This is a genomic window from Paenibacillus marchantiophytorum (genome assembly GCF_014640555.1).
In the GTDB taxonomy this organism is placed as follows: domain Bacteria; phylum Bacillota; class Bacilli; order Paenibacillales; family NBRC-103111; genus Paenibacillus_E; species Paenibacillus_E marchantiophytorum.
On sequence record NZ_BMHE01000017.1, the window covers coordinates 38433 to 53181 of the forward strand.

A 14749-nucleotide genomic window follows, 5' to 3' on the forward strand; every position below is an offset into this window, starting at 1 on the left:
ACAAGGCAGATGGCCTTGAATTTATCTTCAGGAGGCTGTAACAATGACAAAACAAAACGAGTTTCAAGATGATCGGCAAGACCTAGTGGTGCTCTTCTCTGAAGAATCTGAAACCGAAGCAGAAGTAGAAGATGATGCAGCTGAGGAAACAGCCGAGGATGAGGCCACTGAAGAGTCGGATGATGCCGTAGAAGCGGAAGAAGCCGCTGAAGAGGAAGAAGTAGAAGCTGAGGAAGAGGCTGAAGCTGAAGAAGCTGCGGATGAGGAAGCATCTGCCGAAGCAGAAGAGGATGCTGCAGAAGCTGACTGATATATGTAAGCGTGCACACTTTATTCTCATCCTGACTCAAACTTAGAGCCTTACCGCCACATTCATTGCGGCAGTAAGGCTCTTGTTTTTATTTATGGCTTTCCGGTCAAACCTGTCTTCACATCTCGAATGATCAAATAGGTATCTCCGTTGGTTAGCTTCGTCTTGTCCGCAATCAGCTTCAAAGTCGCGTCGGTCAGCAGCTTGTTCTCGACCAGCTTCGCTTGCGCTTCATTCTGGGAAGCTGTAATTCCAAGCGCTTGGGTGATCGTATAACTGGCTTGCTCCAAAGTCAATGATACTTTATCGGCGTTATCAAGCTTGTCGATCGCCTTCGCAACATCCCCTTTGAAAGCATCCGGTTTCATCTTCTTCGCGCCGCTCACAAGGTTCACCATCCGCTTAGGATTCGCGGCATCATCTAGACGGAAGTTATTGGTGTACGCGCCTGAGGCTAGTCCCAACATCAAAGCAGACTTTAGTCCCTCATAGGCTTTGTGCTCCATAAAAGGCTGCGGCTTGAGCGTCATCGGCGGTATTTCCATCCCTTGTTTCGTTAACTGAGCTTGCAGCTTTGCAATGGTTTCTTTGGATGCGGAGAGCTGACGGAACGTCATCTTCTCTTGCTTCGCCAGCATTGCAGCAGCACCTGCTGCTTCGCCTTCGGCCATCCCCGTAGGCATTACTCTCGCGCTTCCGTGCGGCAACGTATCGTAGCTGGCCGCTCGACCTACAACAAGCAGTCCATCCACTTTCTGCGGCACAATGCTGCGGAACGGAATTGCATACTGCTTCGGTTTGCACACGACATTGCCGGAGTCAGTAGGCGAAACCCTTTGAATATCGACAGCATAAGAGCCGAATCCAATACGGTCCCACTGATCATTGTTCGTACAAACATCAACAATACTCAAACGGTATTCACCCTGCATATGGCGTGTTTCCCTCACATAGAGTTCTGGCGCCGAACCATCGAGCTCGATAGTTGCGAATTCGGGGAACGTCTTTTTCATATAAGCGACTATATTAGGCAATTCTTTTTTTCCGATATCAAAAGCTTCTTGAACCGATTTGGGATCAAAGGTATCTACGCCAAAAATTTGCAGGGCATTAATAAGGACGGTATTATCATTCTGCCTGCCCATATTAAATCCTCTCATTTTGGCTTTTTCTTTGTTAAGCGCCGGATAGCTGCTCATTTCCCCATAACCAAAAACACTTACTTCGTTGACACCCGTGTCAGGACTATCATCATTGTTCAATCTTTTGGCCATCATATTCCAAACATCCTGCGTCACATTTTTGAGACGGAAGGCGAGCGTAACAGCCATTTTGGAATTAGGATCCCCAATATCTTCATGTCCGATTGTAAAAGGAACACCTGCCGCTGCGGCAAAATCCCCATCCTGCGTAGCATCGATCACAGAGGCAGCCTTCACCGTCTGCGTATCACCGTTTTGAAGCGTAATTTTGGCCCCTTGAACTAAGGTCTTATTATCATTAATGAGCGGCTCAATGGATTTCGTTTTAAGTAACAGATCAATATTCTTTTCGTTTTTGACCAAGTCATAGAACGCATTCGCGGCCGTATTCACATCAAAGGAATCACCTTCGATTTTGGCATACCATTCCGAGAAGAAACCCTTGTTAAATACATCATCTTTCCCTAATAGGGTTTTGCCTGGAGAATAGTTCATATCGAGGGAGTTAATCCATCCCAAGGTCATAAGCCCGCCTAGAATCTCGCGGTTGCGCCCGTCAACGAGCAAGGTTGTCATTCCGTTGCGAGCCGCTGAAACAGCCGCTGCGACACCCTCCGGATCTGTTCCCACGACAATAACATCGTAAGCCTCTTTCACTTTTTTAACCGATTTAACTTCTTCAATGCCCTGTTTGCTAACTTTATGCTCAGTTTCCGCCAGGTGTTTGTATTGATAATACAAGGATGAAGCTGCTGCTGCCACCGCGAGTAAAATCAAGATTCCCATCAACCAAACCCAGCCCTTGGATGAGGACGTATTACGATTTGAATTTGCCATTAAAACAAAAGCACCCGCCTTGTCTCCTGCTCTATGCTTACCTGAATGGATCGCAGGATAAGCCTTTTTGCGCAGTTGTTTGATTTGTTGCCTGAACATCACTTGTTAGTTTACCACAACTTGGAGGTCTAGAGAAATTCTGCGCATGCACAAATAAAGCCTCACCATGCGTTTTTAGGTGCATGCGAGGCTTTATGGTTACCGATAGGCTTTCTTGGGGATGCTTTTCATCTTCTCTTGATCAGACGTGAATTCACTGCTTATTTCCACATCAGCAAGCGCTGGTGCTTGGCTCATACGCTCAGCAAGGCTGGTGTGAAAGATCTGTTGCTCTGGTGCGGTCATGGCTTTGTGTTTGATCGATTGTCGCATCCGGATGCTCCTAACTGCATGAATATACCTATTCAGTATAACCAGTCAGTTAAAGCCTTATCCTTTGGCGTCCTGTCCAAGATAAGCCTATTTGCTGTCAATTACGAGAGTCACAGGTCCCCAATTGGTCAAAGAAACATCCATCATTTCACCAAATGCCCCCGTCTCCACTTGCAACCCTTGAGCTCTAAGCAGGTCATTGAACTTATCGTATAATGGCTCCGCTTGCTCCGGCCGCGCCGCTGCCATGAAATTAGGACGCTTCCCTTTGCGGCAATCCCCATACAAGGTAAACTGCGAAACCGACAAAATTTGGCCATCGGTCTCAAGGACAGAAAGATTCATTTTGCCAGTTTCATCTTCAAAAATACGCAGTCCGGCGATTTTCTCCGCCAAATATTTGGCATCCTGCTCCGTATCCTCATGGGTGACGCCTACAAGCAGCATGAGTCCCTTATCGATACGGCCAATGGATCTATGATTAACTGTAACCTCGGCGCGCTTGCAGCGCTGCACAACAACTCTCATCGCTTCTCCAAAACTCCTTACCCTCACAGCATCAATCCGCTAGCTCTGCATGATTCGCTGTACGGAATAAACATCTTTGACCCTTTTGATTTTCTCGACGACTGACTGCAAATGGTCGATATTTTTGATCAAAATCGTCATATGAACCGTCGCCATCTTATTTTTATCCGAACGTCCGGAAACGGCTGAAATCATCGTCTTGCTTTCGGAGACAGCTTGCAGTACTTCATTCAAGAAAGCGCGGCGATCATGTCCAGTGATCTCAATCTCCACGTTGAAGTTGGATTCCACGGCTTCCGCCCAGTCCACTTCAATGACGCGCTCTTCTTCTCCCATGCTGGAAGGAATGTTCGTGCAATCCGAGCGGTGAACTGACACCCCGCGACCGCGCGTGATATAACCGATAATCAAATCGCCAGGCACCGGATTACAGCAGCGGGCAAAACGAACCAGCAAGTTATCGACGCCTTTGACGCGCACGCCGTTCGTCGGCCGGCCTTTCCGCTCATTCTCCTTGGATTTAACTTCCTTAACCTCGCTGGTCAGCTGGAGCACTTGTGCTTCCTCAGCTTCTTTCCGCAGCTTCTCGGTTAGTTTCGTACAGATTTGGGCTGCTGTAATACCGCCAAACCCAACAGCGGACAGCATATCTTCGATATCATTGAAGTTGAATTTCCTGGCTGCTTCGAGCATTTTGTCATCGCTCATCAGCGTCGGAGGATCGATCGCCAACCGTTTGAGTTCGCGCTCAATCATATCCTTGCCTTTTTCAACGTTTTCTTCGCGTTTTTCTTTCTTGAACCACTGCTTGATTTTGCTGCGCGCATGAGAGGACTGCGCAATTTTCACCCAATCCTGACTAGGTCCGTAGGAATGCTTGGACGTCAGAATTTCGATAATATCCCCCGTTTTGAGTTTGTGGTCAAGCGGAACAATCCGCGAATTGACCTTGGCGCCAATCGTGCGATTGCCGACTTCCGTATGAATGCGGTAAGCAAAATCCAGGGGTACGGAACCGGCAGGAAGCTCGATCACTTCACCTTTTGGCGTAAATACGAAAACAAGGTCTGAGAAGAAATCCATTTTCATGGATTCCATGAATTCGGAAGCATCGTTCGTTTCATGCTGCAGCTCCAGAATTTCACGGAACCAGCTCATTTTATCTTCAAATGTGCCGGAAGGGACGACTGTTCCCCCCTCTTTGTAGGCCCAATGAGCAGCGATACCGAACTCTGAGGTTCTGTGCATCTCCCAAGTCCGAATCTGAACCTCCAAGGGCTCTCCCTTAGGCCCGATGACAGTCGTATGCAGGGATTGGTACATATTCGGCTTAGGCATCGCAATATAGTCCTTGAAACGCCCTGGCATCGGCTTCCACAACGTATGAATAATGCCCAAAGAAGCATAGCAATCTTTGATTCCATCGACAATGACGCGCAGCGCCATGAGATCATAAATCTCATTGAACTGCTTGCCGCGGGAACTCATTTTTTTGTAAATACTGTACAAATGTTTGGGTCTTCCAGAAATATCTCCTTGAATACCCATCTCATCCAATTTCTCTTTGATGCTGTGAATAACATCCTCAATATACTGCTCGCGCTCGATCCGCTTCTTCTGCATGAGATTCACGATTCGGTAGTATTGCTGTGGATTCAAATAACGGAGGGCAATGTCCTCCATCTCCCACTTGATCGTAGAAATACCAAGGCGATGCGCAATTGGACAGAAGATTTCCAAGGTTTCTTCCGCGATACGCCGCTGGCTTTCTTCCGACTGGTACTTCAATGTGCGCATATTATGCAAGCGGTCAGCCAGTTTAATCAGAATAACCCGGATGTCCTGCGCCATCGCGACGAACATTTTACGATAATTCTCGTTCTGCTGCTCTTCCTTGGACTTGAATTTAATCCGTTCCAACTTCGTCAAGCCATCAACAAGCATTGCGCATGTTTTCCCAAACTTATCTAAAACAGTTTCCAGTGAAACTGTTGTATCTTCAACGACATCATGCAGAAGTGCCGCAATGATGGATGTCACATCCATCTGCATATTCACCAATATATCTGCAACAGCGAGTGGATGCAGAATATAGGGCTCCCCCGATTTGCGAACTTGGCCATGATGGGCTTCATCCGCGAATTCATAGGCCTCCCGAATCCTCTGCAAATCATTCTCTTTCAGATAGGTGGCGGCCTTCTCTAGAAGCTGCTCTATACCCATGCATCTACCCATTCCCTTTAATCGATTTTTATCCATTATGCCTGCAAGGCAGGCTCCGCGTCAACTATTCGCTCCTACACTTTCGACAAATTGCATCATTTTATCGCAATCCTTTGGTGGTTTCTCAAAATGTTAGGAAAACACCCCACGGTTGCCTAGGCAATCATGAGGTGTTTCGGTGTCATTAATATTGAACTAGGGATACCACATCGATGCCGTCAAACTTGCTTCTTCCGTCCAGGTAGTTGAGCTCAATCAAGAATGCGGCCCCGACAATATCGCCGCCCAACTGTTTGATCAAATCGATGGAAGTTTGAATCGTCCCGCCTGTGGCCAGCAAATCATCAGCGATCAGAACCTTTTGACCTGGTTTAATCGCATCTTTATGCATCGCCAATTTATCTTTGCCGTATTCCAGCGCATAATCCGCTTCGATCGTTTCACCAGGCAGCTTGCCGCTCTTGCGAATCGGAATAAAACCAACCCCAAGGGAGTAAGCAAGCGGAGCGCCAATCACGAACCCGCGGGCTTCAGGGCCGGCAATTACATCGATTTGCTTCTCTTTGATCAATTCTTTCAACTGGTCAATAGCTTCTTTGTACACAGGACCATTTTGGAGCAACGTTGTAATGTCCTTGAATCGAATGCCTGGTTGTGGAAAGTCCGGGATTACGCGAATATATTCTTTGAAATTCATATGATTTCCTCCAATAAGTGATTTTCTCTTTGTAATTGTTCAGCAATCCATTGTTCAAGCTCTTTGGCTGAGGAATACATAACAATGGACTCCACTTCCTGACGATGCAATCTATGTTGATACAAGCGGGATGCTGTAAGATCTTTTTTGGCCGGTGACGCCTGCAATCTAACATGAGGACCTTGCCGCTCAACAAAGCCCAACTCTTCAAACACCGATAAAATGAATTGAATCATCGCAGGTGAAAGTCCGGAACGTTTGCTAAATGAGGTCATGATACGCACATCTTGCACGTTCAGCGAACCGTCCTTCTGCAAAGTGCCATAAAGCATTTTGAACATCTCGCGAGACGGCATCGTACTGCCGCTATCAGGTCCCAGTTCCGCAAAAACTGGGTAGCAGCGCATCATACCGCTCGCTTGTTCAAGCACGCTTTGCAAGCTGGCGATGCTTCTTGGAATCGTATAAAGAATGATGTCCTGCATATGGGCAAAATCATTAAGCCTCGCTGCTTCGTTCCCCGGTCGAATCTGCTCGTCATCTTGAACAACCCAGTAAGGCACGGCGTCGCCTAACTGAAAAGCGGTTGATGTGAATCTGCTCACATCCGCCTCATCGAACAGAACAATGGCTGGCGTCATCACACTTTTTTGGTTGCTTGAAGCCAAATTATTCTCAAGCACTTGCAGCTTAGCGCTCAGTTGTCCGGCTCCGCGCCAATCAAAAAGCTGCATATGCGTAATCCGCAAATCCTGCATCACAATTTGCGGCTTGCGTACGCCATTCCATTCATTGATGGAGAGTTCACCCAACACATCGACTTTGGCAGCTGGCGCCATCAAAGTCGCGAGATTGCCTTTGCCAAAGCCCACCGCTTCTACTGCGCAGCTGACTTCCTCTTTGGCCTGCGACAGCGCGAGCTTCAAGTGCTGTTTCTCTTTGCCCATGGTGCGAATCTCACCTAACAGCAGATCCGTAAACATAAATTTCGGTGCCGGATTCCCCATACCGAAGGGCGCGAGCTTCTCTAACTGCTCAATGCTGGCTATCGGCACATCTGGCAAGCTGCATACAGCATCTGCTTTGAACAGCGGAATATAATCCTGTTCCGTCAGCGTAGCTGCGGCCAGCTCATTGAGCTTCTGCGTGAAAGCATCGAGATGAATCTGATTTAAGCTCATGCCCGCTGCTGCTTGATGGCCGCCATAGTGATCCAGCCATTCGTCACAAGCTGTCAAAGCTTTGTGCAGGTCGAACCCTGCAATTGAGCGGGCAGAGCCTTTGGCTATCCCCGTTGCAGGATCAAGACTGAGTACCAGGGTCGGCCGATAAAATTTCTCCACAATTTTGGAAGCGACAATACCGACTACACCCACGTTCCACTGTTCTTTGACAACCACGATGACTTTATCCAACCCTTTGGCCATCTGTTGTTCGGCAAGCACGAATGCTTCCTTCACCATCTCTTCAACGATAAGTTGACGTTCTTTATTCAGCTCATCCAGTTCATAAGCAATCTGCTCGGCTTCTTGGTCATCGGTCGTTGTCAGCAGCTTAACCGCAATGTCAGCGGCTTCCAATCGACCGCTTGCATTAATTCTCGGAGCCAACGAGAAACCAATATGAGACGCGGTGACTTCCTTGTTATCGATGCCCGATACCCCGATCAGAGCACGAAAGCCCGCATACGCCGAATCCTGCATACGCTGCAAACCTTGCTTCACAATCAGCCTGTTTTCCCCCGTCAGAGGCATCAAGTCTGCCACTGTGCCCAGTGCGGCAAATTCGAGCAGCTCCTCTGGCAAGCGCTCCAGAAGGGCGTGCGCCAACTTCAAGGCAACACCGACCCCTGCAAGATGTTTATACGGATACGGGCAGCCAGGCTTCTTCGGATTGATGACGGCAAGAGCTTGCGGCAGCTCATCTGGCGGCTCATGGTGATCCGTTACAATCACATCTAGGCCGAGCTCCTGACAATACGCGATTTCTTGCACGGCGCTAATGCCTGTATCAACGGTGATCAATAAATCGACGCCTTGTTCCTTCGCTAAATCGATGGCACCTCGATTCAGGCCATAGCCTTCTCGAATCCGATGAGGGATGTACGTGTCAAAGCGAGCGCCCAAGCCTTTTAGCAAATGAGCCATTAAGGAAGTACTGCTTACGCCATCCGCATCATAGTCCCCATATACACGAATAAATTGCTCATTCTTAATCGCTAAACGGATGCGTTCCACTGCGGGAAGCATCCCATCTAACAGATACGGGTCAAGATAATACTGGACTCCACCATGCATATATTGTTCGGCATCCGGCACGGTGCGTATATCTCGCAGAACAAGCAATCTGGCGACAAGCGGGTCAACCTGCAGCTCACGCACAAACGTCTCTACGATCATTTCATCCGCATTTCCTATGCTCCATCTTGCCTTAGGTGCTAGCACTTGGTGTGTCCTCCTTCTTTTTTAATGAACTACAGACGGAAACTCACTATGCTCTGTATCCACATTATGTTTATAGGGAAAGCCCGCATCATAGGGGGCCACATGGACAAGAACATCTGAAACATGTTGGAACCGTTTCATAAGCAGTTGCTTGACCCTTTTGGAAAGCTCATGCCCCTCCCATACAGATGCTCTTGGATTTACACTAATTTTAATATCAATGATAACATAGTGGCCCTGCTCGCGTGCTTTCAAGTCGTCAACCGTTATAATTCCTTTTATGGCCTGCACGGCTGCGATGAAATCTGCCGCATCTTCTTGCTGCCAAGCCTCACTAGGAGGGGTGTGTAACGCGTCTTTCACAAACAGATAACCTTTGCGAATCACCAATATGGATATCACCAGCCCTGCTAATGGATCCAAGTAATAAAGAAATGAAAGACCTGCATACTGACCGAGCAAAGCCCCTGTTACACCAATCAAAGCCACAAGAGTAGAGTATATCTCGGAACGATGTCCTCTTGCATTGGCAATTAATTCCTTATCTTTTAAACGCTTGCCCAGCCTGTAAGTATATTGAAAAAAGAGTTCTTTCGCCAGGAGCGCAACACCGACAGCAGCCAGTGCATAAACTTCCGGAGCCTGATTGCCCCCTGTCCATAGCGACTTCGCGGATGAGAATCCCATCTCAACGCCTAAGAGCAAGATGACCAGGGAGAGCAGAATGGTCGAGATGGATAACATCTTATTGGATTTGCGAGAACTCCGTATGGCTTCCGATGCTGAATGTGCTGCGTCAGCAAGCAGCGCGGTGCTCTGCGCCATAAAGCCGACGATCCCCTTGAGGAGCGCCAGTCCTACATTTCCTGCAATTCCGAGCCCCACTATGAGTTCGGCCCTTTGAAAACGCTCATCAGTCACCTTGACACTCCCCCTGAACGGATACAAAGGCCGCGCAACATACACGCGGCCGGTTTATTATGGTTATTACGCTGCAGCTTTCTTTTTAGAACTACGCAAGGATTTTCTTTTCAACAAGTACCAAAGCGAACAAGCGATAAAGATGGAGGAGTAAGCTCCGCTTGTCAACCCGATTAACTTCGCCAAAGCGAAAAGCTTAATGGATTCACTACCGAAAATGTATAAACATCCTGCTGCAATCAAGACAACGAGAACCGTGTTGATATTCCGTGCCATCGTTTGCCAGATACTATCATTCACCAGTGCAACCAAGTCTTCGTCCGTTTTGAGCTTAGCAAATCTTAAATTCTCACGAATACGGTCAAAGATAACGATTTTATCATTGATCGAATAACCAATCGTGGTTAAGACTGCCGCCAGAAACGGCAAGTTCACTTCAAATCTGAAAATCGCGAACATTGCGATAACCATGAAAGCATCATGTAAGATAGCGATAATCGCCGCTATGGCAAAGCGCCATTCGAAACGAATGCTTACATATAGACAAATTAGTACGCTTGAAATGGCAACCGCATATACGGCTTTAAGCAGCAATTCTTTTGCCAGTTGTGGATCAACCGTATTAATTTCTTTGGAAACTTCCGCACTATAGGCCGTTGCAAATGCCTTCTGAATCTTATTTACTACATCGTCAGTCAACACATCGTCGAAGCGAATTGAAACGCGGTCACTATTGTTGCCGCCAATCGTAGGATCAGCAAATTTGGAATTCACATCGCCGCTTGAAGTCAGTGTATGCAAGATTTCTTCCACTTTTGCTTTATCCAGCTGTTTACCAACCACGAGGTCAATATTCGTGCCTGCTTTGAAATCGACACCGAAATTCATGCCGGAGAACAGCATCACAGCTAAGCCAATGATGAGAAGAGCTGCAGAAACGATAAAGAATTTATTGCGGTTTTTGACAAAATCAAACTTTTGTTTAGAGCCCACGAATGTCTGCCTCCTTCACACCAAAATAACTTGGCTTCTTCAGCAAGTTGCCTCGTATGATAAGATGCAGCAGCCATCTGGAGAACAGGACGTTCGTTAAGATACTGATAATAATACTCATCATCGTAATAACCGCGAATCCGCGGATTGCACCGTTCCCTACATAATACAGGACAATACCGGCAATTAAGTTTGTTACGTTAGCATCCATAATGGTACGGAACGAATGCTTGGTTCCTGCTTTTAAAGAGGAAAGAATGCTTTTGCCCGCGCGAATTTCCTCACGGATTCTTTCGTATGTAATGATGTTCGCATCCACCGCCATACCCGCTCCTAACACAAGGGCAGCAATACCTGGCAAGGTCAGCGTCGCATTCATAAAGTCGAAAATAGCGAGAAGCACCCATACGTAGGTAATGAGCGTAAATGCTGCTACCAGACCAGGAACGCGGTAATAAATCACCATGAATAAGAAGATTAAGATCGAAGCAATCAGACCTGCTCTTGCTGTTTCATGCAGGGAAGCTTTACCTAACGTTGCATCTACACGTTGAATATATTTCTCAGTTAACTTCAAAGGCATCGCGCCCAAGTTAATCATTTTGGCTACTTTCGTGGCTTCTGCTACATTGGTTTGTGTAATGATCGCAGAGTCGCTGTCAATCGGGAAATTAACGGAAGCCGTGGACTGAACAACATCATCCAAGTAAATGGACAGGGTGCTGCCTACCAGCTTTGTTGTAACTTCCTTGAATTTCTCTCTGCTCTTCATTTTGATCTCAACGATCGGCTGTTTCGTGTTCGGATCGTAGCTTAATTTCGCTGCGTTCTCTACGAAATCCGTTCCGTTCATGTAAATCGTTCCATCCGGTCCTCTGAAGGTTAGAACAGAAGGTTTGGACATCAGGGTTCTGACTTCCTCTTCGTTCTCCACACCGGCTAGACGAACACGAATGCGGTCTGATCCTTCCGGATAGACCTCAGGTTCAGCTACACCAAGGGTATCGGCACGTTTGGCCAAACTTTCTGCCGCTTGCGTAAGCGTTTCCTTCGTCAGAGGTTGTCCAGCCGACAAAGGCTCAGCGGTGTACAAAATTTCAAACCCGCCTTTTAAATCCAATCCAAGCTTGATTCGTTCTACTAGTCTAGGACTTGTTGCCCCAATGGCTCCGAGCACAATTATGACCGTAAGAAAAAAGAACGAAATTCTTTTCCAATCCAGCATCTCTTGCTTGTCTCCCTTCGATACTCAATATGCCTATTATACTCAGGTCTGAAAATCGAGTCAATTTAAGTCGATAACTATCCTTATCATTTCACATTCACAGAAAAATAAGCCCTATTCTTAGAATTGGGCTCCTCTATACATGCTAATCGTCATCCAGTTCATAAACTGAGTCGATTTCAGTGATAAAATGTCATTCACGATTTGATGAAGCGAAGGAACACCGGTCTTCCGATATTTATCACTCACACAATCCCATATATCCTTGCCGCTCACATGATCGTAGCCGAGCAAGATGAATTCCTCCACTTTGCTTAAACATAAGCTCTCAATAACTTCATTGAGTTCTGTGTCAGAAAGGCCATTCTCCTCTTCCTCTTCAACGCTCACCGAAGCGTCTTCTTCTGCTGCCTGTTCGTTCTCTGTATCCTCAGGATGATGAGGGACTTGATCGTTATCTTCTCCGTTCATGGGGAGATCCTCCTAAGGTGTGATTTACCTTCTGCTCTATCTCATTCGCTAGCCATCCATGATTTTCCTGCCTAGCAGGTACCTGTCCCCAAAATGTTAGCATGAGCTTGACCAACTCCTGCATATTCATAAGGTATGTCAAGTATCGGAAGAGGGAGTGGCATTGACCAAGCAGTCATTTATCAGAGGCACGATGATCCTGTTAGCCGCAGGGATTTTGAACCGCATATTAGGATTCATTCCGAGAATTACTTTACCGCGTGTCATCGGTGCGGAAGGCATCGGTATTTACCATATGGGCTGGCCCTTCTTGTCTGTTATCCTGACCATCATTACGGGCGGAATCCCTATTGCGATTGCCAAATTAATCGCTGAAGCGGAAGCTGAGCAGAATGAAACAAGAATTCGCAGTATTTTGCGCATATCCCTAGCCACCACTATCGCCTTAAGCATCCTGTTTACAGCAGCTTGCGTGGCCGGAGCTTCCTGGATTACTTCTCATTTATTAACCGACTCGCGGGTCTATTACACATTTCTGTGCATGAGTCCCATGATTCCGATTATTGGGATTTCCGCGGTGTACCGCGGCTATTTCCAAGGCAGGCAGAATATGATTCCAACCGCTACTTCGCAGATTATGGAAACATTAATTCGTATCGTTATGGTGCTTGTCTGCTCGTATGTCATGATTCCTTATGGCATCGAATATGCGGCTGCCGGGGCGATGATAGGTGTGCTTGCCGGTGAAATAGGCGGTTTGGTTGTCCTGGCCATCCATTTCAGATATGACAAAAAAACATCCCCCAAAGTTCCTAACGCTCACATTGGTTCCACAAAAGGGAAAGGAAGATTAGCCAACTTTCGCCGAATTATGCGAATTGCCGTCCCCATTACAGGCAGCAAATTAATCGGCGCCAGCTCTTATCTCTTCGAATCGATCTTGATCGCGCAAAGCTTGGCTATTGCAGGCATCTCTACCTCTCTCGCAACGGCGCAATACGGCGCTCTGCAAGGCATGATTATTCCCATTATTCTTTTGCCCAGCGCACTCACCATGTCCTTGTCCGTATCGCTCGTTCCCTCATTAAGCGAAGCCGCTGCTCGCAAGGATATGAAAACCATTCATATGCGTCTGCATCAATCATTGAGATTAGCTCTGGTGACAGGGGCTCCCTTCACCGTTCTCATGTTCGTGCTTGCCGAACCCATTTGTACGTATATGTACAATCAACCGGATGTCGGTGTGATGCTGAAAATGATGGCTCCAATCGCCATATTCATCTATTTCCAAGCTCCCTTGCAGTCCACTTTGCAAGCTTTGAACAAGCCAGGAGCTGCTTTGATTAATACGTTAATCGGTTCCATCGTTAAGCTTGTGCTGATCTATTGGTTGGCCAGCAAACCGGAAATGGGCATTCACGGCGCTGTCTTCGCGATTAACGTCAACATCGTATTAGTGACTCTTCTGCATTGGAACAGTGTTGTACGCTTGCTGAAATTCCGTATGGAAGGAAGCGATTTCGGCAAAATAGGAGCAGCGATGGCCCTATCCGGGCTTTGCAGTTACTTCGTCATGTATACAGCTTGGACATCTGCCGATTGGCTTCGTTTTGTTACCTCTCTCATCATTGGGTTCCTGACCTACATGATGCTTATCACGCTTTTCCGACTGATCAGCCTGAAGGATATCAGCCGCTTAATGAATATGGGCAAGAAAATGATTCGCTAATCGCGGGTAAGGTAGCACCATGAATGGGCTGCCTTATCTTTTGCGATCCAAAAAGATCCGTCCTCTGTGATCAATTGAGCAGTAAAATACCTCTTTGAAATCACGAACCCCTTTGACTTGAATTTGATTTTTCAACCAAAACCTCGTTTTCCCGATCTTTTCTAAATTCTGATCCTGCACCTTACTATCCATAATAAGTGGCAGCGGAAGTCCTTCATATCGGAAAGTGCCTTTCGTCGCTTCTACCGGTTCTGACTCTTTCACCGCTTTTTCTACTACACTCAATTTCCCCGACGGCTCGAGCACCGCAAACTCCACATCGGCGACATTCATGATCTTATTTTGCCGCAATTGGAGCATCAAATCATCCAGGTTATACCGATGTTTCTTCATCTCATCGCGATCGATCATGCCTTTGCTGATAATGACGCTTGGCTTTCCGTCGAAAAGAAGCCGCAGGGTTCTGCTTTTTAGCGTTAGGTAAGCGATGAAAATTTGGATAATGACCAGTGTCCCCATAGGGATAAGGCCATCCAAGAGCGGCTTTCCTGAATCCTCTAAAACGAAAACAGCAATTTCCGCAATCATGATTGAAATCACCAAATCGAACAGTGACAGTTTGCCGATTTCCCGTTTCCCCATCAGGCGAAGCATAAGAAAAACGACAAAGTAAATCAGCACAGTGCGCAAAAAAATGGTCAGAATATCCATCGTCGGCCTCCCCTGATCTAAGCTCTTGCTCGTTCTCGGAGTTCAATGGTATTCTGACCGCGGATGTACTTCATCATGCAGAATTT

The 14749-nt window shown here is 47.0% G+C and carries 13 protein-coding genes; 2 read left to right on the forward strand and 11 right to left on the reverse strand.

Going from position 1 to position 14749, the window contains the following annotated elements; all coding sequences use genetic code 11:
* Positions 1-43 precede the first annotated feature (43 nt).
* Entirely contained in the window at positions 44-310 is a 267-nt protein-coding gene (locus IEY34_RS17205; protein WP_189013357.1) for a hypothetical protein, read from the forward strand.
* 92 nt (positions 311-402) lie between these two features.
* On the opposite strand, the gene IEY34_RS17210 is transcribed toward IEY34_RS17205, so the two are convergent.
* From IEY34_RS17210 to IEY34_RS17255, 10 genes are all read right to left on the reverse strand, one after another.
* Positions 403-2349, reverse strand: coding sequence for an FAD-dependent oxidoreductase (locus IEY34_RS17210; RefSeq protein WP_189013359.1), 1947 nt, complete (start codon positions 2347-2349; stop codon positions 403-405).
* Between the two features lie 198 nt (positions 2350-2547).
* The gene (locus IEY34_RS17215; protein WP_189013361.1) at positions 2548-2721 is read right to left on the reverse strand and encodes a hypothetical protein; all 174 of its coding nucleotides are present in this window, start codon (positions 2719-2721) and stop codon (positions 2548-2550) included.
* Between the two features lie 87 nt (positions 2722-2808).
* Positions 2809-3249: a D-aminoacyl-tRNA deacylase gene (gene dtd / locus IEY34_RS17220; RefSeq protein WP_189013363.1), complete on the reverse strand. Its 441-nt coding sequence runs from the start codon at positions 3247-3249 to the stop codon at positions 2809-2811.
* A 39-nt stretch (positions 3250-3288) separates the two neighbouring features.
* Positions 3289-5472, reverse strand: a complete 2184-nt coding sequence (locus IEY34_RS17225) for a RelA/SpoT family protein (protein ID WP_189013365.1) — start codon at positions 5470-5472, stop codon at positions 3289-3291.
* Between the two features lie 184 nt (positions 5473-5656).
* Positions 5657-6169, reverse strand: a complete 513-nt coding sequence (locus tag IEY34_RS17230) for an adenine phosphoribosyltransferase (protein ID WP_189013367.1) — start codon at positions 6167-6169, stop codon at positions 5657-5659.
* Positions 6166-8613, reverse strand: coding sequence for a single-stranded-DNA-specific exonuclease RecJ (gene recJ, locus IEY34_RS17235; protein WP_189013369.1), 2448 nt, complete (start codon positions 8611-8613; stop codon positions 6166-6168). Before recJ ends, IEY34_RS17230 begins: the two co-directional genes overlap by 4 nt.
* Positions 8614-8634: 21 nt before the next feature.
* Positions 8635-9534, reverse strand: a complete 900-nt coding sequence (locus tag IEY34_RS17240) for a cation diffusion facilitator family transporter (RefSeq protein WP_189013371.1) — start codon at positions 9532-9534, stop codon at positions 8635-8637.
* A gap of 66 nt (positions 9535-9600) precedes the next feature.
* On the reverse strand, positions 9601-10527 hold the full coding sequence (secF, locus tag IEY34_RS17245; RefSeq protein WP_189013373.1) for a protein translocase subunit SecF: 927 nt from the start codon (positions 10525-10527) through the stop codon (positions 9601-9603).
* Positions 10517-11749 carry a protein translocase subunit SecD gene (gene secD / locus IEY34_RS17250; RefSeq protein WP_189013541.1) on the reverse strand — a complete coding sequence of 411 codons (1233 nt, stop codon included), beginning with the start codon at positions 11747-11749 and terminating at the stop codon, positions 10517-10519. Before secD ends, secF begins: the two co-directional genes overlap by 11 nt.
* A gap of 123 nt (positions 11750-11872) precedes the next feature.
* A complete protein-coding gene (locus tag IEY34_RS17255) occupies positions 11873-12223 on the reverse strand; it encodes a post-transcriptional regulator (RefSeq protein WP_189013375.1) in 351 nt (116 codons plus the stop codon).
* A 163-nt stretch (positions 12224-12386) separates the two neighbouring features.
* On the opposite strand from IEY34_RS17255, the gene spoVB reads away from it, so the two are divergent.
* Entirely contained in the window at positions 12387-13952 is a 1566-nt protein-coding gene (gene spoVB, locus IEY34_RS17260; protein WP_189013377.1) for a stage V sporulation protein B, read from the forward strand.
* 33 nt (positions 13953-13985) lie between these two features.
* Here the strand turns inward: spoVB and IEY34_RS17265 are convergent, their stop codons facing one another.
* Positions 13986-14663 carry a DUF421 domain-containing protein gene (locus IEY34_RS17265; RefSeq protein WP_189013379.1) on the reverse strand — a complete coding sequence of 226 codons (678 nt, stop codon included), beginning with the start codon at positions 14661-14663 and terminating at the stop codon, positions 13986-13988.
* Positions 14664-14749: the final 86 nt, after the last annotated feature.